Raw genomic sequence first — 23,305 nt, forward strand, 5'->3', positions numbered from 1 at the left:
GTCCGATTCTACGGTGCGGGTGCCCGCCGCTCCCGGTTCTCCACAGCCTCTCCCCCCGTCCGGGTCGCGCGCGCCGCGGTTCCTACCGGCTCTCCGACCCCCGCGGTCCCGCCCCCGGCCCGGGGGCGGGACCGCCATGCCTGGAACAACCCGGCGAACACGGCGAGCGCACCGAGCGGGCCCAGGACCCGGGGGGCCCAGACGTCCAGGGCCCGGAGCAGCAGCGAACGCACCCGGGCCTGCTCCGCGTAGGCGGAGACCTGCCCGTCGGCCAGGGCGAGTTCGGCGTCGAGCAGGGCCGTCTCACCGGAACCGTTCTGTGGACGCAGGGTCTCGGACCTGTCCTCCTCGATGTTGACCACCATGCCGGTGACCGGTTCGACCCAGAACGTCCTCCGCACCCGCAGCCAGCGTGTCGCGGTCGCCGTGCCCTCGGCGCCGGGGTCGAAGAGTGCCGCGGGGACCTCCCGTGCGGAGTCCGGGACCTGGGTCGCGTCGAGGTTCTGGGTGTAGCGGCGCACCGCCACACCGGCGACCTCGTCGTCCCCCTCGAACTCGACCGAGGGGGCCGAACGCACCTCGGCGTCGTAGAAGGAGTGTCCGCTCTCGGCCGCCCCGGGCGGCCAGTACAGGACCAGACCGGCCTGGCGTACCGCGTGGTCGCCGTTGACATGCTCACCACAGCAGTTGACCGCGCGGCCGGTCTCCCGGTGCACGATGACGCGGCGGCTCCAGTAGTCGATGACCCGGTCGGGGGCGGAGGTGTTCACCGTCATCTCCCAGGCGGACCAGTCGCCGGTGTGCGCGGAGGCCTCCACCTGGGTGACCTGTTCGACTCGGACGTCCTGCGTCCGGGTCCAGGAGGCGGTGTCCAGGTAGCTGGCCCGGTTGTCGACCATGCGCAGGTCGAAGGAGGCGTCCGCGGGGAGCGGGGCGACCCGGTCGTGGACGTAGAACGGCAGCAGCAGCGACAGGGTCAGCAGGAACGCGCCCGCCGCGACCAGGAGGGTGCCCCTGGGCAGGCCCGCCCCCGGGCCTCGGGGTCCGGGGGCGGGCGCCGCACCCGCGTTCGAGGACGTGCTCACCTGTGGGCCTCCTCTGCTCCGTGCCCGGCCACGACCCGCCCGGGCTCCCCGTCCGGTCCGGGGCCGGGACCGCCGTGCCCGTTGGCGGCGGGCGGGCCCGGCCTGCCCGCGTCCCCGTCGGCCGTACCGGTGCGTGCCCGGGCCGGAGGCCGCACGGCGGGCGGCGGCTCGTGCTCCGGTCCGCGCTGTCCCAGGGCGAGGACGAGGCGGGCCGCAGCGGGCAGGCACAGCGCCTGCGGGACCCAGCCGCGCAGGGCCGTCCCCAGGGTCTGCGTGATGTCGTGGAAGGGCATGTGCAGGGCCAGGTACGTCCCCGAGGCCGCCGCCAGACCGGCGAGGGACAGGGACACGGCGACCACCCACGGCCCGGCCAGGTGGGGCAGTATCCGGCCGCCCATGGCGGGCCTTCCCGGCTTGGCGTGGCGCAGCCTTCTGGGCGCCCGGCGCGCCAGCCACCACAGGGACAGCAGGAGCACGCCGACCACCGCGGCCCCGGCCCAGCCCGCGATCCACACGCCGTAGCCCAGACCCAGCGGCAGTACCGCCCAGCGGGGCAGCCAGCCGGGGCCCGCGCCGGGCAGGGCGCGTGAGCCCGTCGGAGGCCCGGTGCGGAGCCGGAGCCCGCCGGGCAGCCAGCGGCGCGGCCACAGCGCCAGGACCACGAGCAGCGCGGCGAGCGCCCCGCCCACCGCGAGGACGCGGTGGTAGACGGCATCGGGGGCGTAGGTGAGGGTGACCGTGCCGGCACTGCCCTCGGGCAGGAGCCAGGCCTGCTTCCAACCCTCCAGCCGGACCGGTTCCAGCGGCCCGTCCCCGCCCTCGATCCGGGCCTCCCAGCCCTCGTTGAAGTTCTCGTTCACCACGAGCAGGCTGTCCTCGTCGGCGGCCACGTCGAAACGGCGCTCGCCAGGCCCCCAGGAGTGCAGGGTCCCGACCTCGGCCATCCGGACCTCGGGACGGTCGGCGACACCCTCCTCGGCGGACTCCACCATGGCCGACCGCACCTGGTACCGGTTGCCGGGATCGACGACGACCCGGTTCCCGCCCTCGGTCAGGTCCAGGTCGGTGCAGGTCTCGTAGTTCAGCGGGCCACCGGCGAGCTGGTCCGCGAGGGTCCCGTCACTGATCCGGGTCTCCACCCGCTGACCGTTGACCCGCAGGGTGGGGCCGAGGCCGCAGGTGGTGGCGGCGTCGCCGTCGGGCGAGGCGTCCACCGCGGGGACGCCGGGGAGTTCGACGGTCCCGATCTCCAGGGCCTGCCCCTCGGGGCGTTCGAAGGTCAGCCGCAGGGAGGAGGCGGTCAGCGGCGCGAAGTCGACCCGGCCGCTGCCGTCGAGCCATCCTTCGCGAACGGTTCCGCCGCCCTCGACCGTGACCTTGATCGGCCGCATCACGCTGTCGTCCCGGGGGAAGTCGACCTTCATGTGGTCCACGGTCCTCGGGTCGCCCAACTCGATGTCGAGCCAGGGGTCCTTCTCCTCCGGGTCCGGGTACCAGACGGTGCCCTCCTCGTCGTCGAAAGCGCCCCGGCCCATGGCAGCGGGGTGCTGGACGGCGGTCGAGGAGCCGGTCACGTGCGGGAGGCCGCCGGACCGGTTGGCGGCGTTCTCCGCCTCGCGGGGGTCGGTGAGGACCACCTCCCCGGAGATCCGGTGGGCCGAGGCGGCCGCCTCGGCGGAGAGTTCGAAGGTGCGGTCGAGCCTGTTGGCGTCCTCGCCGTTCACCTCCAGCCTGGGGTTGCACACCCACACGTGCGAACCCTCCATGCAGCCGGGGGCGGTGCCGGTAGACCCGGTGAAGAGGAAGGTGCCGGCGTCGGCCGGCCCGGGAACGTTGAGGGTGCGGGAGGCCTCCAGCCCGGGGACGGAGATCGAGGAGACGCCCACCCTGGTGCCGAAGCGGAACTCCGGTTCCCAGGCGAGCTCGTCGATCCGGATCCGCAGTCTGGTGGTCCGCCCCGGCGGGGCGGTGAGTTCCTGCGGTTCGTCGGTGGCGGCGACGGCCGCCTCGGACCGGCCGTTGTCGGTGATGAGGGTGACCCGCGAGGGCGGCGGCTCGTCGGGCAGTTGCTCGAAGGCCACGCTCAGCCCGGTGAGGTCCCGGGGCTCGGTGAACTCGACCTCGATCCACTGGCGCAGGGCCCCGGCGAAACCGCTGGAGCGCCAGGCGGTTCCGAGGTCGTCGTCCAGGACCGCGTAGGGGGCGTGTCCCGGGTCCCGGTTGGCGGCGTGGGCCTCGGCCCCCGCTTCGGAGGTGGACGCGGTGACCCCGGCGACGCCCAGGTCCTCGGCGTGGGCGACGTACTCCTCCCACGCGGGGTCCAGGATGTCGGGGGCGGGGACCTCGCGTTCGAGTTCCTGGTCCCGTGTCATGGTTGCCGACACGTTGCGGCGCACGTCGGAGTAGACGACCTCGCGGCGGCGGGCGGTGTCGGTGACGATCGTGTCCCCGGCGGCGATCTCCTCGGCACCGGGGTCGTCACCGAGGAGGATCGGCCGGTCGTCGTTGAGCAGGCCCTGTTCGGCCAGGCTCAGGACGGACTCGGGCCCTCCGGTGACCCGCAGCGCGTCTTCGGCGGGCACGGTGCCGACCCGGGGCGCCGCCCCCTCGACCTCGTAGACGGTCAGCGCCGGGTAGGGCTGGTCGAACCACTGGGAGGCGGACTGGTGGTCCAGGGAACCGAGCACCGGCCCGAACTCGGCGGCCTCGGTGATGCCCGGCGAGTTCTGGAGGGACTGGTGGACGCGGGCGGGCCAGCCGCCGTTGTTGCCCACGCGCTGGAGGTCGTTGCGGACGAGCAGGTGGGTGACGCCCAGGCGCGCGAAGGTGTCCGCGAGCCCCGCGGAGCCGCGCCCGGAGGAGACCCGCTGGTCGATCTCGTGGTTGATCCGGGAGATGCCGGAGGAGCCCCACGGGATGATCTGGTGGTTGGTCCAGGCGCCGGAGAACAGGGGCTGCAGGGGCTCGTCCAGGGGGCGGCCCCACTGGTACTCCCCGCGGGCCGAACCGGGCAGCGCCATGGTCATGCCGCGTTCGTCGCCCCGATCCTCCAACCAGTCCACGGCCTCGTACCAGTAGTCGGGGATCTCCGCGAAACCGCCCCTGGGCGCGATGCCGACGGTGGCGATGGGGACCAGCGTGACCAGGAAGACCGCTGCGCAGGCCCCGGCGACGGTCCTCCTGACCCTGGTGAACGAGGACGGGCCGGCGCGGTCGGCCCGGCCCCGGGCGACCACGAGGGGCAGGTGTGCCAGGCCGAGGACGATCGGCAGCCGGATGAGCGCGTCGAACTTGTGGACGTTGCGGAAGGGCGCGAGGGCGCCGTCGAACAGCTCGCGCATGTGGGGCGCGAAGGGCCCGGTGAGGGCTCCGGTGAAGCCCGCGACGATGATCGCGGTTCCCACGAGGAGGCTGCTGATGAGGAAGAGGCGTTCGGGGGTGCGCCGGTTGACGAGCCCGGCCAGGCCGAGCCCCGCGACCAGCGCGGTGACCGCGACCAGCCAGGGGGTGAGGGAGAGTTCGGCTCCCGAGGGCAGGGCGGTGTTGCCCATGTCGGGCAGGAAGCCCATCCAGTTGGAGGTACCGCGCAGGGAGTTGAACAGGGAGGTGATCCCCGTGGTGACCGCGGCGTCCTCGGTGTAGGGCATGAACGAGTACACGTACCGCGACATGATGAGCAGCGGGACGATGTACCAGAACGAGGCGAGGACGAGCGCGCCCGACCACCACAGGATGAGCCGCCACTTGCGCGGGCCGTTCGCCCGGGTGAGCAGGTAGAGGCCGGGGACGACGAGGACGGCGAGCTCGGAGGCGGCGTTGGTGCCGCCGCACAGGAGGAAGGCCAGACCCGACAGCAGCGCCGCCCGTGCCGGGGAGTACCCCCGCCTGGCCCCCAGGACCAGGGGGAGCAGGATCCACGGCATCAGCAGCATGGGCTGGAGCTCGGCCGAGTTGTAGGAGAGCAGGGTGAGCACGCGCGGGGCGAGCGCGTAGGCCACGCCGGCGAGGATCCGGGTGTTGACGGTGCCCAACCCCAGGGCCCCGGCGACCTTGTAGACACCCACGAAGGCCGCGATGAGCAGGACCGCCATCCACAGGCGCTGGATGAGCCACTCGGGCATGCCGAGCACGTCGAACAGCAGGTGGAAGGGGCCGTTGGGGAAGAAGTACCCGTAGGCCTGGTTCTGGAGCTGGCCGAAGTAGGAGGCGTCCCAGAGGTGGAGGGCCCGCTCCATGAACCCCAGGGGGTTGACCGTCAGGTCGATCTTGGTGTCGCTGACGATCCTGCCGGGGTCGATGCTCGCTGCCAGTGCTCCCAGGAGCAGACACACCGCGAGGACCTTGAGCCGCGCCAGCAGCTTCTCGTCCACTCCGCCGGGGGCGGTCGGTGTTCTGGAATCCTCCGGTTCGCGCCTGGCGGTGGATTCCGCCGAAGTCACATCTTCGCTTTCTTGCCTGCTGTGGGGTCGGTGGTGACAAGGGGTGTGCGGGTGGATCCGCCGGTGCCGAGTTCGGCGGCGACGAGGCGGGTCATCCGGGCGCCGCTGGCCTCCCAGGTGAAGTGGGCCGCCCAGGCGCGGCAGGCACGCCGGACCTCCTCGGCCCTGCGGGGGTCGGACAGTTCCTTGAGGGCCCCGGAGACGACGTCCTGAAGGGTCTCGCCCTCGCGGACGAGCCATCCGGTTTCGCCGTCGCGAACCGAATCGCGAAGTCCGTCCACATCGTAGGCCACGGTGGGCACACCGAGCCGGGCGGCCTCGATGACGGTGAGGCCCCATCCCTCGAACTCGGAGGCGGTGACGTGCAGGTGGCAGGAGGCCAGGACGGAGTTCTTGTCCTCCTCCGTCAGGAAGCCGTGCAGGTCCACCCGTTCCTGGAGACCGTCCCGGCCGACCTGCTCGGCGAGGTGCTCGCCCTCGGGGCCGCGGCCGATGATGTGGACCCGCAGGCCGGGATGGTCGTCGCTGAGCGTGCGGGCGAGGTCGACGACCCGGGACACGCGCTTCTGCACGACGAGTCGACCGAGGCTGACCAGGGCGGGGGCGGTGTCCGGGACGGGGGCGGCGGGGGCGGCCTCGCCCGGGTTCTGCGGGGCGATGCCCCCGTTGTGGACGATCTCCACGGGTGCCCGCCAGCCGAGCTTGTCGCGCATGGCGGCGCGGGAGGACTCGGAGACGGTGACGGTGGTGCAGTTCCGGTAGACCCGGGAGGCCACGGCCGACTCCACGAACCGGCCGATCCAGGCCAGCGGCGCGCAGAAGTAGGCGTTGAACTGCAGGTCGTGGACGTGGTGGACGACGCTGACGACCCTGGTGCGACGGCGCAGGACGAGCCTGGAGAAGAAGGGGATGCCGTTCATGCAGTCGAAGGCGAGGTGGAATTCGCGCCTCCACAGGGTGAGCCAGGCCATCACCCGCGGGTAGACGGTGAACTTGCCGCCCATCCGGCGGATGACGATGCCGTCCTTGGTCTCGACTCGGGCCTGGTGGGGTTCGCGGCTGGTCAGGAAGGTGACGATGGCGCCGCGTTCGGCCAGGTGGCGGCTGATCCGCCAGGCGTACTCCTCGGCGCCGCCCGCGGCGGACTGCCAGGGGTCGCGCCAGTTGACCATGACGATCCGGGCGCCGTCGAGACGGGGCCCGAGGTCGGTCCGGGGCGGGACCGTGACGGGTTCGGGTGCTGCGGACTCGCCGGCCTCCGCCCGGGCGGGGGCGGGGATGGCGGCCGGGGCGGGGGCTACCGGGTGGTACCCGGGCTCCACCCGGGTCGGGACCTTCTGGAAGACCACACGCACTCCTTCCGCGCGGTGTCCGGCGCGACTCCTGAGCCTGATCACCCTTGGGAATTGACCAGGAACCTTGTGTGACTGCTTCGGGGTGTGCCGAGCGCACGCCGAACAGACCCGTCGACCGGACGTCAGTGGGGGGTGGGCGGCCGCGTGGGGTGCGGTCGCGAGGGGTGTGCGGGGCCGGGCGCCCCGCCGGCGACGGGACGCCCGCCCTCCGCAGAAAACGGCTGTCTAGCGGTCGCCGTAGTTGTAGAGGGTTTCGTTCACCGGTTCCGCGGTCGCGGTGGACTCGGTGGCGAGGCTGGTGGCCACCACGGTGGCACCTCCCGCCAGAGCCGCACCGATCACACAGGCGGCGATTACCTTGATCACTTGGGGATCTCCTTCCGCGCGCCCCGGCCCGTTCGTGGTTGGGGGCGCTGGAACCCGAGACTAGAACCTGATCTAGCTATAGACCAGATGATTGCCCCAACTGTAACTAACCCCCCGGTAACTTCCAACCCTGAGATGTCGTCTTTATCCGCCTTGATGTGCTGGTCCGACACTTCCAACAAGGTCATGTCGGATTCTTCGACCACCGGCGACAAAGTTTCGGCACCGGACCAGAACCGGTTATCGACTGGCGCCGACACGACGACGTAGCGCACCCCGAGGCCACCCAGGAGCTCCGCCAACGCGTCGGGATCACGCGACCGGCCGGACCCGGGCAGAGCGGTCTCGGGATCGGGTTCGAGCAGGCGGGCCGCCTCCCGCGCCCGGGCGTCCTCACCGGTCACCACGACGGACCCGCCGTCCTCGGCGCCCACCCTCAGGTCGTCGTTCCAGAGCGTGCGGCGGTCGAACAGCTTGGTCGCCGGATCGAGCACCACCACAGGTTCACCGGACCACTCCAGCCCCCGGTACGCGCTCCACGGCAGTACCAGGACGGCACCGGGGCGGTCGTCGGCGGCCACCGCGTCCCGCGCCGCCAGCCACGAATCCGGGTACTGCACCGGGGCCAACCGGCCCCCCGCCCCCCACAGCAACCCCGGCAGCACCACCACGGGCAGGAACACCGTGAACACCACAGCCCCCACCCGCCACAGAGGCAAACCGCTCCGGTCCCTCTCCCCCGCCGGACCCGTTCCGCCCGTGTCCGCAGCAAGGCCCGCGCCTCCCCGGACCGGCAGCGCCCGCAACAGCCACAGCAACACCGCTCCCAACCCGAGCGCCTGCACCAGGGCGAGCGGCGCCAGGTACAACTGACCGTCGCGCAGCGGCCCGAACCCCGGCCACAGGCCGATCAGCGCGGCCAGGAACTCCCTCCCCGGAGCGAACACCCCCAGGAGCGCGATCCCGAACCCCGCCGCGGCCGACACCGAGAGCCCGGTCCCCACCGCCGGAGGGGCCCGGTACAGCCACCACGCCCACCCGGCCAGGGAGGCCGCGCAGAGCAGGAGGCGCGCCAGCGCCGTCACCGGTTCGCCGTAGCCCGGCGGCACCGCGCCCGAGTTCCACACCCCGCCGAGCGCCAGCAGTGACCCCACCGCGCCGAACGGGGTGTCCGACCGGGCCGCGAAGGCCTCCACCCCGGCCGGGTCCGTGGCCGCGCCGCTGGACAGTGACGGCACCAGCCACGGCAGGGACACCAGCACCAACGCGAACAGGAACAGGCCCGCGGACCGCCAGCGACGCGGTCCCGCCAGAGCCTGCGGTCCGGCGGTGAGCGCGCTCAGCACCACCGAGGAGAAACCCCCGACCGCGGCCGGAACCAACGAGCACACCAGCCCGGACAGGCCCGCCGCCGGTCGTGCCGACGCCGTCCGAACCACCGCCCACACCACCCACGGCAGCCCGGCGTAACCGAGCAGGACCGCCCACTGGCCCAACAGCAGGCGTTCGGCCACGAACGGGTTCCAGACGTAGGCCGTCCCGGCCGCCGCGCCTGCTGCCAGCACGGGCCCCGGAACCCGCCCGGCACCGCACACCAGCCGGGCCAGCAGCCGGAAGGCGCCCGCTCCGCCCAGGGTGAACACCGCCAGCAGGGCGAGGGCCTGCACCACGTCACCCGGCAGGACCAGGGACAGGGCCGCCACCACGGCGTCGCTCGGGATCGCCCGCGGAAAACCGTCCGCCCCGGCCAGCACCGTGGGAAGCGAGAGCCCGGGGACGAAGAGCATGTCGTACCGGAGCACGTACCCGGGCCCCAGCGCGGGCCCCAGCGCGAGCACCGCCGCGACCAGCCCCACCGTCCAGGGCAGCACACGCGCGGGGGCTCCCATCAGTCCCCCAGGACGACGCTGTCGGAGTAGCCGCCCTCCACGTAGTCCCGGTAGGAGCGGACCACGACCTCGTAGGGCCCGGAGACCGTCGCCTCCCAGCGCGGCCGCTCACCGGCCGAGCCGAGCGTGCGCCAGCCCTCGCCGTCCTCGGGCCCCCGCCCGTCCCGGGGCTCGCAGGACGTGCCGCCCGAGGGCTCCGGGGCGGGGGGCGGGGAGGGTCGGGGGGCCGGTTCGGGTTCGGGCCGCGGTGTCTGCGGCGACGAGGGGGACGGTCTCGGATCCTCCTCCCCGGGCTCCCGGCTGCCGGTACCGTCCTGCCCGTCGGTGCCCGAGTCCTCCGTTTGGACGTCACCGGGCGCACGCCGGTCGTCGGCGGGCGCCGGGCGGTCGTCGGGGACGCACTCCAACTGCCGGACCCAGACCTCGTAGTGCCCGGCCTCCGCCACGTCCTCCCAGGTCACCACCGAACCCTCCGCCTGGACCCGCACCCAGGAGGGCCCGGGTGGCGGATCGTCGTCCCACACCAGCTGGATGGGCTCGGACTCCACGCCCTCGTCGCGGCCCTTGAGGGGACGTACGGTGAACTCGTAACGGGCTCCGCTGAAGAGCGACTCGACACGCAGGGAACGCTGGTCCCCCTCGCCGACGACCTCCGCGGGGATCACCGACGCCTCGTCCGGGGAGGGGTTCACCCTGCGCTGCAGGACCCGGTAGTCGGTGGCGCCCGGGACCGCCGCCCAGGTGAGCAGGAGTCCGTCGTCGGTCTCCTCGTAGTCGGGTTCGGGAGCGATCCGCGGGCCGGTGGAGAGCTCCGGCAGCGGCCGGGGGAAACGGGACCCCACGCCCAGCGGTTCGGCGAGCGCGTCGGCGAAGGCCGCGGCGATCCTGAGTTCACCCCGTACGTTCGGGTTGTTCGCGTCCCAGTTGTCGTCGGCCGGGGAGTAGTCCTTCGCGACCTGGGCGACGACCACGGGCGAGGACCCGGAGGACATCTGTCCGGCGAGGTCGACCAGGCCCATGTTGAACCGGGCGATCTCGTCGTTGACCCGCCCGTCGTCGTCGGTGCCGTGCACGCGGGGGAGCTCGCCGACCACGAACCGGGCCTCGTCGAGCACCACCCGCACCGTGGAGACGGTCTCGGCGATGCCGTCGAGGGCGTGGTCGGCGCCGCCCCCGGCCAGGATGTCCTCGGTCCCGGCGAGGAGGAGCAGGTACTGGGGTTCGTGCTCGGCGGCGACCCGGGCGATGTCGGAGGACAGGTCCTGGGCGGTGGCGCCCCAGCGGGCGGCGTGGTCGGTGTCGAAGTCCGGCTCGGCGTAGGTGTGGTCGCCGGCTTCCCGCTCGTCGAGGGAGTACATGCCGTCGCTGGGGCCGACGAAGTCGAAGTCGACGCCCTGGTCCGACAGGTGAGACCACAGGTGGTAGCGCCAGGTGTGGTCGCCGCTGCTGCCCTGGGTCGCGGAGTCGCCCACCATCATCATGCGCAGCCGCCCGTCGGGCGGCCCCGGAACGGAGACGGGTTCGTCGGCGAGTTCTTCCCGGCCTCCGCCCAGCCCGCCGGAGCCGGTCTGCAGGATCAGCAGGGTGGCGGCCATGGCGGCGAGCATGACGCCGAGCAGCCCCAGCGGGCCGGGTTCGAAACGGGATCCGGCCCGCTGCCGCGCCGCGAGATCGCGCCAGGTCAGGCCGCGCCAGTGCTCGGCGGTCAGCCAGGGGGGCACACGCAGGGACCAGCGGCTCCGGCGGGGGCCGTGTCCCGGGGGCTCCTCTTCGGGGGTGGCGTCGTCCTCGCCCGGGTCCTGCACCGTGCCCCATCTCCCGCCGCCGCGCCTCGCGGATAGTTACAGGTTCCTGTCCGACATCAGAGCACCATCACCCCCGGTCGGAGGACCTGGGGGCAGAAGCTCGCCAGACCAGACTAGAACTGGTTATATGGAGCCCGTCAACCTGCTGCCCAGCCGGACCCCACCACACCGAGCCGAAAGGTGCCCGCCGTGATCGGACTCCTGGTCGCGCTGCTCTCCGCAGTGGTCTACACGGTCGGCCTGACCGTCGAACAGCGCGCCCTGCACGGCTGCGAGTCGATCTCGATCAACCGCCCCCTGCACCTGGCCAGGGTACTGCTGGGTAACCCGCGCTGGGTGTTCGGCTGCCTCTTCGCCGCCCTGGGCAGCGTGGGCCTGATCGTCTCCCTCGGCCTGGCCCCGGTGTCCGTGGCCCAACCGGCCTTCGCGGCGGGCGTGGCCACCATGCTGCTGGTCATCACGCTGGTGCTGGGCGAGCGGATCACCAGGGGCGAGTACGTGGCGCTGGGCGTCATGCCGGTGGCCCTGGGTCTGCTCAGCCTGTCCACCGCCGACGGTGCCGAGACCGGCACGACCGCAAGCGCCCCGCTGCTGATCACGGTCAGTGTGGTCACGGTCGTGGCGTGCGTGGCCGCGATGGGCTTCGCGGGCGGCCGGGGCAGGTACGTCTCGGCCGCCGCGATGGGTGCCGCCGCCGGGCTCGCCCAGGGCAGCGCGGGGCTCCAGGGCAAGGGCCTGGGCGGCCTGCTCGCCGACAACGGTCTGCTGGCAGCGATCGTCCCCGCCCTGCTCTCGCCCTACCCCTATCTGTACGCGCTGGGCTGGGCGGTGGGCATCGTGCTCTTCCAGACCTCGCTCCAGCGCTCCCGCGCCTCCATCACGGCTCCGGTGTCCAACGTGGTCGGCAACGTGTTCGTGGTGGTGGTCGGCACGGTCCTGTTCGGCGAACAACTGCCCCAGGACCCGCTGACGCTGGCGCTGCGGGTCGGGGGTTTCGCGCTGACCCTGGTCGTGGTGGTCCTGGTCCGCGGCAACGTGGCCAGGGCGGAGGCCGACACCAGCAGGCTGCGCGGGGAGGGCGCCCCCGCACGGGCCGAGTAGTCCCGGACGGCGGACCACCGGCGGGCCCGCGGCGACCGGGAGCCGCCCGGCCCCGGCCGGGACCCGCGCTAGGCGGCGACGGAGACGGCCTCGCGCAGACCGGGTGCGGCCACGTCGGCCCAGGCGCGCACGACGCTCTCCGGCTGGCGGGTCTCGTCGGTGGCCAGGATCAGGCCGGGCTCGGCGACCCAGGCGCCCAGGTCGGCGAGGAGGATCCGCAGGTCCTCCTCGATGCCGCGGCTGTTGCGCAGGTCCTCGACGACGGCCAGCGGGACCGCGACCGTGTGGCCCAGGCCGAGCTCGGGCAGCCGGTCCAGGAAGACCTTGAGCAGCCCGGTGTAGGTGCCGTGCACCTGGGGGGAGGCCACCAGCAGCACGTCGCTGCGCTGGATCCGGTCCAGGGCCTCGGCCACGGCGTCCGAGGACTCGTTGAGCAGGTCCGGGCCCAGCTCGGCCAGGTCGATGAGTTCGGGGCGGGAGGTCACGCCGGCCCGGGTGGCGACCTCCGCCGCGGCGCGCAGCGCGGCCGTGTGCACGGAGGAGTGGGTCTGGGGTGCGGCGACGAGCACGGTGAAACGAGTCATGGCGGAGAACTCCTGGGTTCGGTCAGAGCAAGCCGGGATCGACCGGAAGGAACGCGGGGGGCGGTGATCGGAATCGTTGACACCGGAGGAGGACCGTTGTTCCTCATGAACCGAAGCGGAGCGGGACCTCGTCGTCCGGGGCTCGTGTGCGTCGGCTCGGGCGGGGTGCTCAATCGGACCAGTGGAAGAGGTCCGGGACCCAGTTGGGAGAGATGAGCGTCCGGTGTCTGCGTAAGGGCACAGGGGCACGGGTCAGAACCGTGGCGCGGGGCGCGAACCCCGCAAGGCGCTAGCTACGACAGAGCGCGCTCGCCTGCTGTCTCAGATCGACATGCAGGCGCTGGACAAGCAGCTCACCGGCGGACATGTCTCCATCATGGGGCGCTCCTGCCGCTATCGTCAATGCGTGCCGCCTCCCCTCCTTCGGGGCTGGCGGGCTCCGCGCGGCCCGGTCCACCTCGCGGACAACCGTCCCAGGGAGCGGGATCACCCTGTTCCGCTGGGAATACGTGACCCGGCTGAGGTGCGCACGGCCTCAGCCGAACCACTCGGTCATCCGGATGTAATTTACGACACACAAGACTCGGCACCCGCTCGACAGCGGACCCCCAGACGCAGGGAGAGCCCGAAACATGCTCCAGACACCCCTCATCCTGACCGGCGCGCGTGCCGTGACGGCCGACGGAACCCGTGAAGCCTGGGTCCGGATCGAGAACGGCAGGGTGGCCGAACTCGGTACCGGCGATCCCGGCCCGGGCGAGCGGCAGGACCTCGGCGGACGGTTGGTCGCGCCGGGGCTGGTCGACACCCACATCCACGGCGGTACGGGGCACGCCTTCCCCGACGCCGATCCGGACGGGGTTCGGGAGATCGTGGCCTTCAACCGCCGGGCCGGGGTGACCTCCCTGGTCGGCGGCCTGGTCGCGGCCAGCCCCCGGAACACGCTCCGTCAGGTCGAAGCACTGGCCGAACTGTGCGACGCGGGCGAACTGGCCGGAATCTACCTCGAAGGGCCGTTCATCGCACGGTCCAAGTGCGGCGCCCACGACCCCGACCTGCTGCGCGACCCCGACACCACCGAGTTCGACGCCTGGCTCAGGGCCGGACGCGGACACGTCCGGATGATCACGGTGGCCCCGGAGCTGCCCGGAGCCCTGGACCTGATCGGGGCGGCGCACTCCTCCGGCGTCGTGGCGGCGGTCGGACACACCGAGGCCAGCTACGAGCAGACCCTCGCCGCGATCGACGCCGGGGCGAGGGTGGCCACCCACGTGTACAACGCGATGCGCCCGCTGAACCACCGCGACCCGGGGCCGATCGCAGCGGTGCTGGGGGACGAACGCGTGACCGTGGAGCTGATCCTGGACAACGTGCACGTCCATCCGGGGGCCGCACGGCTGGTGTTCGACGCGGCCGGCCCGGACCGGGTCTCGCTGGTGACCGACGCGATGTCGGCGACGGGTCTGGGGGACGGCGAGTACACGCTCGGCGAGCTGCGCGTGCGCGTGACGGACGGAAGGGCACACGTGGTGGAGACGGGCGCGATCGCCTCCAGCACGATCGTGCTGCCCCAGGCGGTGCGCAACGCGGTCGCCGCGGGCGTTCCCGCGGCGGAGGCGATCCGCTCGGCGTCCTCGGTTCCGTCCGCGGCGCTGGGGCTGTCCGGCGTCGGGAGCGTCGAGGTCGGGGGCCACGCCGACCTCGTGGTGCTCAATGAGGACCTTTCGGTCGACGCCGTGATGTATCGGGGCAGTTGGGTAGCGTAACGGCGTGTCGTGCGCACGGTACGGATTAGTAACTTGCCCCTGGGCAACAATTATGGACAGGGCGTCGAGGAAAGCACCGTGCTTGACACGAAAGGATTCGCCATGGCCAAGTCGAGACAGGCCGACGAGCAGCAGCCGACCCGGGTGCCCTCCGAGGAACACGAACACCTCGGCAAACTCGCCAGCGAACTGTCCCGCTACGAGGTCCGGGCGGAAGTGGTCGACGAACCCGCGCTCTGTCTCCGGGTGCGCAACCCGTCCTCCGCGCACGCGGTCGAGGACGTGATCTGCGAGCGCCGTGAACACGACTTCGCGTTCATCGCCTCGTTCGGGGTTCATCTGGGCAACAGCGGGAGCGTGCCGCTCACCGCCCACAAGGTCGCATGGCTCGTCGGGGCCACCAAGGAATAGGAAGCCGTACACCAGGGGGCGGCGCCGGCCGGCGCCGCCCCCTCTCCGTGCCACCGCGGGAGTTGGTACCTTCACCGGAGGCGCCCCCGGACGAACAGGACCCTTCGTGACCACCTTCCGCTACGCACTCGACCCCGTCGACGAGACCTTCTTCGACACCGCGCCCATGCGCTGGCGCGTGGGGCTCGAACTGGCCGCCTCCCCCGACGAGGTCTGGGCCGAGCTCACCTCGCCCCTGCCCCTGTCCTGGTGCCGGGCGCTGCCCGACGTGCGCTACACCTCCGAGGCGCCCTACGGCGTGGGCACCACCCGCGAGGCGAGTGTCCTGGGGGCGTACCGGATGCGCGAGCGCTTCTTCCGCTGGGACGAGACCGACCGCCGCAAGTCCTTCCACGCCACCGAGGGCACCCTCCCCGTGTTCGGCGCCTTCGCCGAGGACTACCACGTGCTCCCCTTCGACGGCGGAAGCAAGCTCGTGTGGTCGTTCGCCTTCACCCCGTGGAAGGGTCTGGACAGCGCTCTCCAGCTGGGCAGACCCCTGGCCGAGAGCCTGCTCGCCTCCCTGGTCAAGGACACCCGAAACCACTTCGGCCCACTGACCGAAGTGCGCTGACCCCGCATCCGGACCGATCACGAGCCGACTCTCTCCCGGCACCGGGGCACGGTTCACCGGACAACGCGGAGAAAGCTCAAATGCGTACAACTTTTATGTGCACCAAGGTGCGATCGGTGACATGAGCGGGCACAGCACGGGCATCCGTGACGCCAGAGCCCACCTCTCCGAGCTGATCACCAAGGCCCAGCACGGCGATCCGACCGCGCTCACCCGGAACGGCTCCCTGCCGCGGCCATCGTCCCGATCGAGGACTTCGAAGCCCTGGAAGACGCGGTGGATGCCTACCTCGCCCGGCAGGCCGAGCTGGAGGAGGACGATCCGAGGCGCCCGGGCTCCGGCATCAGGGCTCTCTCCGGCTATGCGGACCGTTATCGCCTCTGGGCGGGCCGCTACCGGGTGATCTACGACGTGATCGACGGACAGGTGGTCATCCGCATGGTGGCGGTGGGCCACCGCGGGGACACCTACCGGAACCCCGGCCGCTGAACCCGGCCGGGTTCAGCGGTTCCGGACCTTGGCGAACAGTTTGAAGAGGAGCCAGAACACGAGGGTCATGGCGGCCACTCCCGTGGCAGCGCCCGCCAGGGCGCCCGAGAGGGTCGCCACCCGGTCCGCGGTATCGCCCGCCCGGAGGGTCTGTGCCAGACCGAACAACCCGGTGACCCCGACAACCAGGGCGATCGCGGTCACCGCCAGGCCCGGGAGACTCCAGAAGAAGCGTTTCCGGGCGGGCTCGGGCCGTTCGGTCAGCTCCGCCCGCGGGCCGACCAGCGCGGCCCGGGCCCGCTTGAAGTAGGCGAAGACGAAGTAGTGGCCGCACGGCTCCCAGCCCTCCGAAGCCAGCCGGTCGGCCGTCCGTGCCCGCTCCCTGCTCCCGAGGGCGGACTCCTGCCGGTACTCCCAGGTTTGGGGGTGTTCGCCCCGGTGGCTGACGAAGCGGCCCCTGGGATCCACCCGGTCGACCTCCCACCCCTGGGCGCCCATCTCGTTCATCCGGGCGGGCGACTCGAAGGCGTCCGCACCCCACACCAGGGTCTCGGTCCCGGGCCCGGTCGCGGATCCGGTCCCGCAGCCCTCCCCGGTGAGGTCGTCGGCGAACTCGGCCACCGGACCGAACTCCTCTTCCGGGTCCGTACCGCCCTCGGCCATGAAGGCAGCGAGGTCGTCCGTCGTGGCCCGGATCCACTCCGGCGCCACGCCGCGCTCGCGCAGCAGCTTCTCCAGTTCGTCCAGGTAACTCATCGGATACCGCCCTTCCCGAGGACCTCGCGCACGGATCCGTCGAACTCCAGCCACGCGGCGCCCTGCTCCGCGAGGACCTCACGGCCGCGGTCGGTCAGTTGGTAGTAACGCCGCCCCGGCCCTTTCGCCGCCGCCCGGAACTCCGCGACCACCAGTCCCGCCTCCTCCAACCGGTTCAGCACCGGGTAGAGGGTGCCGCCCTTGATCCGGCCGAACCCGGCCTCGTCCAGCCGGGCCGCCAGAGCGTAGCCGTAGCTCTCCCCCTCGGTCAGCCCGGCCAGGACCAGGAGGTCGAGGACGCCTTTCAACCAGCTCGATCGTCGGTCCATCAGTACTCCTTCAGGCCGCGGTGGCGACGCTCTCGGGCTCCCTGTCGGCGCTCCTGGGCTCAGGGGTGAGCAGGAACCCGCGCAGGTCGATCAGCACGTGCAGCAGGATCGGCAGCAGCAGACTCCCGGTGCTCAGGTACAGGTAGGTCAGGAAGAAACCGATAAGCCCGACCCCCGCCATCGCCTTCGGACCCTGGTACAGGTGAGCGAGGGTGAAGATCGCGAGACTGATCCCCGCCGCAGCGTAGAGCGGCAGTCCCAGGGAGACGCCGACGGCGATGAACAGGCCGCGGAAGACGATCTCCTCGCAGATCCCGGCGGTGACCGAGACACCGACCGCGTACCGGCGCTCACGCCCGTTCCTCGGCCGCAGCTCCGTCAGGATCTGCGGACCGAACCCGTACCGCCAGGCCAGAAAGGCGAACAGCGCGGTCCCGGCGAACGCCCCGGCCACGATTCCCGCGAACAAGCTCCAGTCCATTCCCGGAGTGAACCCCAGGTGCGCCCAGGAGACCCCCGGGGAGAGCAGGACGGCTGCCGCGACGAGGGCGGTCATGCCCCAGGCGCCCACCATGCCCCACCCGAAGAGACGCGTGAAGGCGTTCGGGTCGGTGTCGCGATCGCGTTTCATCCGCTCGAACCAGCTCTTCCCCCACAGCGGCTCGACCAGCAGCAGATAGGCGGCCATGACCGCGGCCACGGCCAGAGCCGGAGCAGAGAAGTCGGGGACGGGGAACTCGGGGGGCATGGTGTCTCCTTCATCGGTTGCACTACTTAGAAGGTAAAGCAATCTAGTTAGGATTACAACCTAGGTAGCCGCACGAACCCCTCCAGCACCGGGAGCGAGGGAGCAGACGGTGAAGCGCCCGCGGGACCCCCTTGACCCGCTCGGACCCGCACCCGGGCCCGGACACGGGAAAGCGCCCCGCGGTCCGGAGACCGAGGAGTGCGAGGGGGTCTGCGGCGGTTCCCCGGCAGGAACGACAAAACGGCCCTGTCCGCACGCGCGAACAGGGCCGTCTCGTTGAGGTGGAGGTGGCGGGAATCGAACCCGCGTCCTTCAGCACCGAGCCAGGGCTTCTCCGGGTGCAGTCTGCGATGTCGTTCTACTCGGCCCCAGCGCTTGCACAGACACATCGCTGACAGGCCCAGCCACGAAAATGTCCCACTCAGGCCCCGTGGCCTGATCTGAGCGGTGAGTCATCTGAATGGTGCCGGATCCCGAGCCGATGACGAGCCCGGACCGACAGAGTCACAATCGCTTAGGCAGCGAGAGCGAACTCAGTGCGCTTAGAATTGGCACTTGAATTTATGCGAATGCAGGATTAACGAGGTCACAAACGCAACCCTCGACCCGCTTCCCCTGGAACGACTACCGAAGTCGAAACCGATCACCCCCTGTGAAGTTGTCAAGACCCCCCGTCACCCGTGGGTTCGAGGAGGCCGACATGCGAGTGTGCGAGCACTCTCGTGTTCGTCACTCTACCTGTTGAACAGTGTGGGAACCAAGCTGATTCCCGCTACGGGCAAAGATCCTGGTTCGGACCGGGGCGGTCCCCCTACACCCTCCAGAACAGGGAGAAACCCCCGTGAGGCGGACTCCAGATCTGGTCTACGCAACTCACGGGGGCGGTCGGCAGGGTCGGGCCGACCTTTGGAACCGGCAGGGCCTCCCCCGAGACGAGGTCCTGCCCTCTGCGACTGGCCGCTACCCCCTGTCGCGATCCCAGTCATAGGGAAAGACGCCGCCGAAGCACCCGTGGGTTGCTCCGGCGGCGTCCCTCTTTTCTCCGCGTCTTCCGGTCAGGTCCCGTTGAGGTCGGTTTCGGTCCCCGGACCGGTTTCCGTACCCGGACCGGCCTCGGTTCCCGGACCGGTCTGGGTACCGGGTCCGGTCTGGGTGCCCGGAGCGTCCGTCGGCGGGGCCGGGGCCTCGACCGGGGGCACCTGGCCCTCGGTCACGGTCCCGTCGGCCATTCCGTTGAGGAAGCTCACCGCGGCGGTGACGGCGTACTGCTGCCACTGGGTCGTCTCGGGATCGACCTCGGCCAGCACCGCGAAGGCGACCTCACCCTGGTAACCGACGAACCAGTGCAGGGCCGTGTCGTCCTGTTCGGTGCGGGCGGCCTGGCCGGACACCTCTTCCCCGCCGAGGTTCAGCTCGGGCATCCGGTTGGCGACCGCGTTCCGCAACCCCTCCCGGACCACTTCCAGGTGCGCCTCGTCGAGTGAGTTCTCCCCGGACCGGGTCGGCCCCTCCTCGCGGACGAGGGTGGGCGCGTGCCAGGAGCCGTCGGCTACGGCGCCGGCGGCCAGGGCCATGGCGAGCGGGCTCGTCCGGACACCGTGCTCACCGACCATCGCGGAGGCCACGTCGGCGTCACCGCCGTCGATGTCGACGGTGCCGGAGGAGACGGGCAGCGGGAGCTGCCAGTCGGCGCCCAGGCCGAGCCGGGCGGCGGTGTCGGTGAGCGCCTCGGGGCCGACCTCGGAGGCGATGTCCACGAAGCCGACGGTGCACATGTAGGCCAGGTTGCGGGCCAGGGTGGGGTTGTCGGAGAGGAACCCGCTGCTGGGGTTGGTGAAGACCTGGTCACCGATCTCCGACTGGAAGCCGCAGGGCATCGGGGTGTCCCCGGTGACCGCGCCCGAGTCCAGGGCGGCCAGGGACGACACCAGGGTGAAGGCCCCGCCCGGGGCGTAGGAGCCGGTGAAGGCGCCGTCGTCGGCCGCGCTGCCCGAGGCGTTCGCCGCGGCCAGGACCTCACCGTTGGTGGAGTCGACGGCGACGATGTACCCGTTGCCGGGCAGCGCCTCCAGCGCGCTCTCCGCGGCGCTCTGCGTGGACAGGTCGAGGGTGGTCTCGACGCCGCCGCTGCGGACGCCCTCCCACGACTCCAGGACGTCGGTCTGCTCGCCGTCCCCTCCGAGGGTCACCACCTGGGTGGTGGCCGAGCCGGCGAGTTCGTGCTGGAAGATGTTCTGCAGGCCGCTCAGGCCGACGGTGTCGCCGGCCTGGTAGGAGCCGGAGACCCGGGCGGAGACCCGGTGCTCGGCTGTACCCGCGACCTCACCGAGGAGGAAGGGTGCGACCCGGGGGGACAGGTTGATCTTGACTTCCTGCGTGTCGACACCGGAGATCTTCCCGGCTTCGCGCAGGAGGGCTCCGTCCAGTTCCGCGTCGCGCATCAGGACCAGCGGCTGGAACTGCTCGGGCGGAGCGGAACGCACCCGGTTGAGCAGCGGTTCGGGCTCCTCCTCGAGGAGTTCGGCGAGCTCGGTGACGCCCGCCTCCTTGTCCTCCATGTCGGCGGGCAGCACACCGAAGGCGGTGACGCTGTCCGCGGAGACCAGGGGTTCGCCCTCCCGGTCGAGGATCTGACCGCGGTCCTCGATCTCGTAGCTGACCGCGAGGCGTTCACCCTCGCCCAGGTCGGGGTGGATGACCCCGGGCGACCAGCTGATCCGCCAGCCCGCCGGGCCGTCCTCCAGGGGCATCCGCCCGGTGTAGCTCCACATCGGGTCCCCGATGCCCAGGTCCGCGGCGACCTCGAACTGGGCGGTCGCGGACTCACCCCGCAGGGACATCTGGCCGAGGTCGAAACGGATGGAGGCGAGGTCGAGCTGGTCGTGGACGTCGGCCAGGGCCCGCTCGACCTCTTCGGGGTCACCGTCGGTGTGGCGGGCGGCCTCGGCGTAGTTCCCGTCCTGCCAGGCGAGGAGGAAGGACCTGACCGCCACCTCCGGGCTGGGGTGGGTTGTACACGCCGCAAGGCCCAGGGCGACGATCAGGCCACTGCTGGCGGCCGCGATCCTGCGGCCGAGGGGACGGGGGGACACCTTGTGTGTTCCTTTCAGGCGCCTCATGGGACGGCTCAACGGCGTCGGCGAAGCGCGCGTTCCATGTCACGCTTGGCTTCACGTTCGGCGATGGCGTGGCGCTTGTCGTACTCGCGCTTACCGCGAGCCAGAGCGATCTCCACCTTGGCCCGACCGTCGCTGAAGTACAGCGACAGCGGAACCAGCGTGCGCCCGGGCTCACGGGTCTTGCCGATCAGCCGGGAGATCTGCTCGCGGTGCAGGAGTAGCTTACGTGATCTGCGGGCCGAGTGGTTGGTCCAGGTTCCCTGGGTGTACTCCGGGATGTGCACGCCCTCCAACCACACCTCACCGTCGTGGATGTGCGCGAAGCCGTCCACGAGTGAGGCCCGCCCCTGCCGGAGGGACTTGACCTCGGTTCCGGTCAGGACCAGACCCGCCTCGTAGGTTTCGTCGATGTGGTAGTCGTGCCGGGCCCGCCGGTTCTGGGCGATCTTCTTCTGCCCGGTTTCCTTGGCCACGGTTGTATCCCTTCATGCGTCCGGGGGGCCACTGTGTGACCCCCCGGTACCCGGCCCGCCCGTGTCCGGCGGTGACCCGTCAGACCTTCAGGTAGCGGCGCAGGGTGAGGAACGAGGTAACGGTGCACAGGAGCACACCGAGGATCATCGACACACCGATGACGTAGAGCAGGGCACCCGTGCCGAGTGCCACGTCGAACTGGAACCACTCCTCGATCTGGGTGAGCAGCGTGTACCTGGTGGCCACGATGAACCCGGACGCGATCACACCGCCGATGAAACCGGCGATGGCGCCCTCCAGGAGGAAGGGCAGCTGGATGTAGAAGTTCGACGCACCGACCAGCCGCATGATGCCGGTCTCCCGGCGGCGGCTGTAGGCCGACAGGCGGATGGTGTTGCCGATCAGCAGTGCGGCGGCGGCCAACTGGACGCCGGCGACCACGAGGGCGGCCCACTTGAGCCCGTCGAGCAGCCCGAAGAACTGTTCGAGGACCCGCTGGTCGTTGGAGACCGAGTCGACGCCGGACGCGCCGTCGACCGCCGCGCGGACCGTGTCGTAGTGGTCGGGGTTGGTGAGCTGGACCCGGTAGTTCTCCGGGATGTCACCCTCCTGCGCGGCCTCCGCGAGCGCCTCGTTGGAGGAGCCGATGCGCTCCTGGAAGTCGGCCCACGCCTCGGAGGCGGTGAGGTAGCGGAAGTCCTCGACCTCCGACAGCGACCGGAGCTGCTCCTCCAGCGCCTCGCGGTCCTCTTCGGTCGCGGCGCCGTTCTCCTGGCAGGCCGCGGTCGGGGAGATGTCGTTACACATGTAGACGGTCAGCGTGATCCGCTGGTCCCAGTAGTTGCGCATCTCGGAAACCTGCTGGTTGACCAGCAGACCGGCACCGAACAAGGCGAGGGAGATGGCCACCGTCGTGATGACGGCGATGGTCATCGTCAGGTTGCGACGTAGGCCGATCCACGTCTCGGAGAGAACGAATTGTGCTCGCATGATCTGTTAAAGGTCCATCCTTCGGGGCTTCGCCGTGCCGGTTGTCTCGCGGTCGCCGACCGACCGCGCGGCGACGAGCGTGCCAGAGGTCAGTACGCCTGGCCGTAGACGCCTCGCGTCTGGTCGCGCACCACCAAGCCCTCTTCAAGCTCGATCACGCGCTTGCGCATCGAGTCGACGATGGCGGCGTCGTGCGTCGCCATGACGACGGTGGTTCCCGTGCGGTTGATTCGGTCCAGGACCTTCATGATGCCGATGGAGGTCGCCGGGTCGATGTTTCCGGTGGGCTCGTCGGCCAGCAGGATCTGCGGGCGGTTGACGAAGGCGCGGGCGATGGCCACGCGCTGCTGCTCACCGCCGGAGAGCTCCCCGGGCATCCGCCCGGCCTTGCCTTCGAGCCCGACGAGTTCGACGACCTCGGGCACGACCTTCTTGATGAACCGCCGGGGCTTGCCGATGACCTCCAGGGCGAAGGCGACGTTCTCGAAGACGTTCTTGTTCGGCAGCAGGCGGAAGTCCTGGAAGACGCAGCCGATGCGGCGGCGCAGGTGCGGAACCTTCCAGTTGGACAGGCGCGCCAGGTCCTTGCCCGCGACGTGCACGCGACCCTCGTTGGGCTTCTCCTCTTTCAGCACCAAGCGCAGGAAGGTCGACTTGCCCGAGCCGGACGGGCCGACCAGGAAGACGAACTCGCCCTTGTCCACGTCGATGGAAACACCGTCGAGCGCGGGGCGCTTCTGGGTCAGGTACTGCTTGGTGACGTTATCGAAGTGGATCACAGGCGCATCACAAGGCTCTCGAAGGTATGGGCACCCGACGGAGAGAGCTCCGCTCGGGATCGTACCGGCCGCATGGCCACCGACAGTTTAGAGGGGGCCGCGGCCCGGATTGTCCAGGTCCCGTCACACCCGCGAGATCTGTGGAGATCAGAGCACTATCGGACAACAGCCACGAGCATATCGGAGGTGTCAACCGATGATAACGTT

Annotated in this window: 19 protein-coding genes and 1 other RNA gene; 5 read left to right on the forward strand and 15 right to left on the reverse strand. The window is 71.1% G+C overall.

The features are described from left to right. Positions 1–8 precede the first annotated feature (8 nt). The 6 genes from pgfA to IE195_RS05690 all read right to left on the reverse strand — a co-directional run bounded on the left by pgfA (position 9) and on the right by IE195_RS05690 (position 10,939). On the reverse strand, positions 9–1,085 hold the full coding sequence (pgfA, locus tag IE195_RS05665) for a cell envelope lipid trafficking protein PgfA (protein WP_191268318.1): 1,077 nt from the start codon (positions 1,083–1,085) through the stop codon (positions 9–11). Continuing rightward, entirely contained in the window at positions 1,082–5,524 is a 4,443-nt protein-coding gene (locus tag IE195_RS05670) for an alpha-(1->3)-arabinofuranosyltransferase (protein WP_191268319.1), read from the reverse strand. The genes pgfA and IE195_RS05670 overlap by 4 nt, the downstream gene beginning before the upstream one ends. Beyond that, on the reverse strand, positions 5,521–6,873 hold the full coding sequence (locus IE195_RS05675) for a glycosyltransferase family 4 protein (RefSeq protein ID WP_191268320.1): 1,353 nt from the start codon (positions 6,871–6,873) through the stop codon (positions 5,521–5,523). The genes IE195_RS05670 and IE195_RS05675 overlap by 4 nt, the downstream gene beginning before the upstream one ends. Before the next feature lie 231 nt (positions 6,874–7,104). After that, on the reverse strand, positions 7,105–7,245 hold the full coding sequence (locus IE195_RS05680; protein ID WP_184366037.1) for a hypothetical protein: 141 nt from the start codon (positions 7,243–7,245) through the stop codon (positions 7,105–7,107). Continuing rightward, positions 7,242–9,134, reverse strand: a complete 1,893-nt coding sequence (locus IE195_RS05685) for an MmpA family trehalose lipid delivery protein (protein ID WP_191268321.1) — start codon at positions 9,132–9,134, stop codon at positions 7,242–7,244. Before IE195_RS05685 ends, IE195_RS05680 begins: the two co-directional genes overlap by 4 nt. Next, a complete protein-coding gene (locus IE195_RS05690; protein ID WP_191268322.1) occupies positions 9,134–10,939 on the reverse strand; it encodes an SGNH/GDSL hydrolase family protein in 1,806 nt (601 codons plus the stop codon). Before IE195_RS05690 ends, IE195_RS05685 begins: the two co-directional genes overlap by 1 nt. A gap of 189 nt (positions 10,940–11,128) precedes the next feature. Here IE195_RS05690 and IE195_RS05695 point away from each other — a divergent pair, with 189 nt between their 5' ends. Then, entirely contained in the window at positions 11,129–12,040 is a 912-nt protein-coding gene (locus IE195_RS05695) for a hypothetical protein (RefSeq protein ID WP_191268323.1), read from the forward strand. A gap of 68 nt (positions 12,041–12,108) precedes the next feature. Here IE195_RS05695 and IE195_RS05700 read toward each other — a convergent pair whose 3' ends face one another. Next, positions 12,109–12,624 (reverse strand): NADPH-dependent FMN reductase, encoded by a 516-nt coding sequence (locus IE195_RS05700; protein WP_191268324.1) that lies wholly within the window; start codon positions 12,622–12,624, stop codon positions 12,109–12,111. Positions 12,625–13,256: 632 nt separating this feature from the next. Here IE195_RS05700 and nagA point away from each other — a divergent pair. The 4 genes from nagA to IE195_RS05720 all read left to right on the forward strand — a co-directional run bounded on the left by nagA (position 13,257) and on the right by IE195_RS05720 (position 15,903). Further along, positions 13,257–14,390, forward strand: a complete 1,134-nt coding sequence (gene nagA, locus IE195_RS05705; RefSeq protein ID WP_191268325.1) for an N-acetylglucosamine-6-phosphate deacetylase — start codon at positions 13,257–13,259, stop codon at positions 14,388–14,390. 102 nt (positions 14,391–14,492) lie between these two features. Then, the gene (locus IE195_RS05710; protein WP_191268326.1) at positions 14,493–14,801 is read left to right on the forward strand and encodes a hypothetical protein; all 309 of its coding nucleotides are present in this window, start codon (positions 14,493–14,495) and stop codon (positions 14,799–14,801) included. A 106-nt stretch (positions 14,802–14,907) separates the two neighbouring features. Next, positions 14,908–15,414, forward strand: a complete 507-nt coding sequence (locus tag IE195_RS05715) for an SRPBCC family protein (RefSeq protein WP_191268327.1) — start codon at positions 14,908–14,910, stop codon at positions 15,412–15,414. Positions 15,415–15,690: 276 nt separating this feature from the next. Further along, positions 15,691–15,903 (forward strand): type II toxin-antitoxin system RelE family toxin, encoded by a 213-nt coding sequence (locus IE195_RS05720; RefSeq protein WP_229826094.1) that lies wholly within the window; start codon positions 15,691–15,693, stop codon positions 15,901–15,903. Positions 15,904–15,915: 12 nt separating this feature from the next. Here IE195_RS05720 and IE195_RS05725 read toward each other — a convergent pair whose 3' ends face one another. From IE195_RS05725 to ftsE, 8 genes are all read right to left on the reverse strand, one after another. Next, the gene (locus IE195_RS05725; RefSeq protein WP_191268328.1) at positions 15,916–16,659 is read right to left on the reverse strand and encodes a DUF2812 domain-containing protein; all 744 of its coding nucleotides are present in this window, start codon (positions 16,657–16,659) and stop codon (positions 15,916–15,918) included. Continuing rightward, complete coding sequence (locus IE195_RS05730) at positions 16,656–16,988, reverse strand: PadR family transcriptional regulator (RefSeq protein WP_191268329.1); 333 nt, start codon at positions 16,986–16,988, stop codon at positions 16,656–16,658. The genes IE195_RS05725 and IE195_RS05730 overlap by 4 nt, the downstream gene beginning before the upstream one ends. A 10-nt stretch (positions 16,989–16,998) precedes the next feature. Beyond that, positions 16,999–17,736 carry a CPBP family intramembrane glutamic endopeptidase gene (locus tag IE195_RS05735; protein ID WP_191268330.1) on the reverse strand — a complete coding sequence of 246 codons (738 nt, stop codon included), beginning with the start codon at positions 17,734–17,736 and terminating at the stop codon, positions 16,999–17,001. A 279-nt stretch (positions 17,737–18,015) separates the two neighbouring features. Then, positions 18,016–18,387, reverse strand: a transfer-messenger RNA (tmRNA) gene (gene ssrA, locus IE195_RS05740). 404 nt (positions 18,388–18,791) lie between these two features. Beyond that, a complete protein-coding gene (locus tag IE195_RS05745) occupies positions 18,792–20,828 on the reverse strand; it encodes a penicillin-binding transpeptidase domain-containing protein (RefSeq protein ID WP_191268331.1) in 2,037 nt (678 codons plus the stop codon). A gap of 35 nt (positions 20,829–20,863) precedes the next feature. Further along, the gene (smpB, locus tag IE195_RS05750) at positions 20,864–21,328 is read right to left on the reverse strand and encodes an SsrA-binding protein SmpB (RefSeq protein WP_191268332.1); all 465 of its coding nucleotides are present in this window, start codon (positions 21,326–21,328) and stop codon (positions 20,864–20,866) included. Positions 21,329–21,407: 79 nt separating this feature from the next. Then, positions 21,408–22,319, reverse strand: a complete 912-nt coding sequence (gene ftsX / locus IE195_RS05755) for a permease-like cell division protein FtsX (RefSeq protein ID WP_225942330.1) — start codon at positions 22,317–22,319, stop codon at positions 21,408–21,410. Between the two features lie 89 nt (positions 22,320–22,408). Next, complete coding sequence (gene ftsE, locus IE195_RS05760) at positions 22,409–23,098, reverse strand: cell division ATP-binding protein FtsE (RefSeq protein ID WP_191268333.1); 690 nt, start codon at positions 23,096–23,098, stop codon at positions 22,409–22,411. Between the last annotated feature and the right edge of the window lie 207 nt (positions 23,099–23,305).

It is taken from the genome of Nocardiopsis terrae, from assembly GCF_014651695.1.
Taxonomy (GTDB): domain Bacteria; phylum Actinomycetota; class Actinomycetes; order Streptosporangiales; family Streptosporangiaceae; genus Nocardiopsis; species Nocardiopsis terrae.

What these genes read in the sequence shown, in the direction of transcription:
- IE195_RS05685 (WP_191268321.1), bottom strand. Translation starts at nt 9,134, where the DNA reads ATGGGAGCCCCCGCGCGTGTGCTGCCCTGGACGGTGGGGCTGGTCGCG.
- IE195_RS05700 (WP_191268324.1), bottom strand. Translation starts at nt 12,624, where the DNA reads ATGACTCGTTTCACCGTGCTCGTCGCCGCACCCCAGACCCACTCCTCC.
- nagA (WP_191268325.1), top strand. Translation starts at nt 13,257, where the DNA reads ATGCTCCAGACACCCCTCATCCTGACCGGCGCGCGTGCCGTGACGGCC.
- IE195_RS05710 (WP_191268326.1), top strand. Translation starts at nt 14,493, where the DNA reads ATGGCCAAGTCGAGACAGGCCGACGAGCAGCAGCCGACCCGGGTGCCC.
- IE195_RS05725 (WP_191268328.1), bottom strand. Translation starts at nt 16,659, where the DNA reads ATGAGTTACCTGGACGAACTGGAGAAGCTGCTGCGCGAGCGCGGCGTG.
- IE195_RS05730 (WP_191268329.1), bottom strand. Translation starts at nt 16,988, where the DNA reads ATGGACCGACGATCGAGCTGGTTGAAAGGCGTCCTCGACCTCCTGGTC.
- IE195_RS05735 (WP_191268330.1), bottom strand. Translation starts at nt 17,736, where the DNA reads ATGCCCCCCGAGTTCCCCGTCCCCGACTTCTCTGCTCCGGCTCTGGCC.
- ftsX (WP_225942330.1), bottom strand. Translation starts at nt 22,319, where the DNA reads ATGCGAGCACAATTCGTTCTCTCCGAGACGTGGATCGGCCTACGTCGC.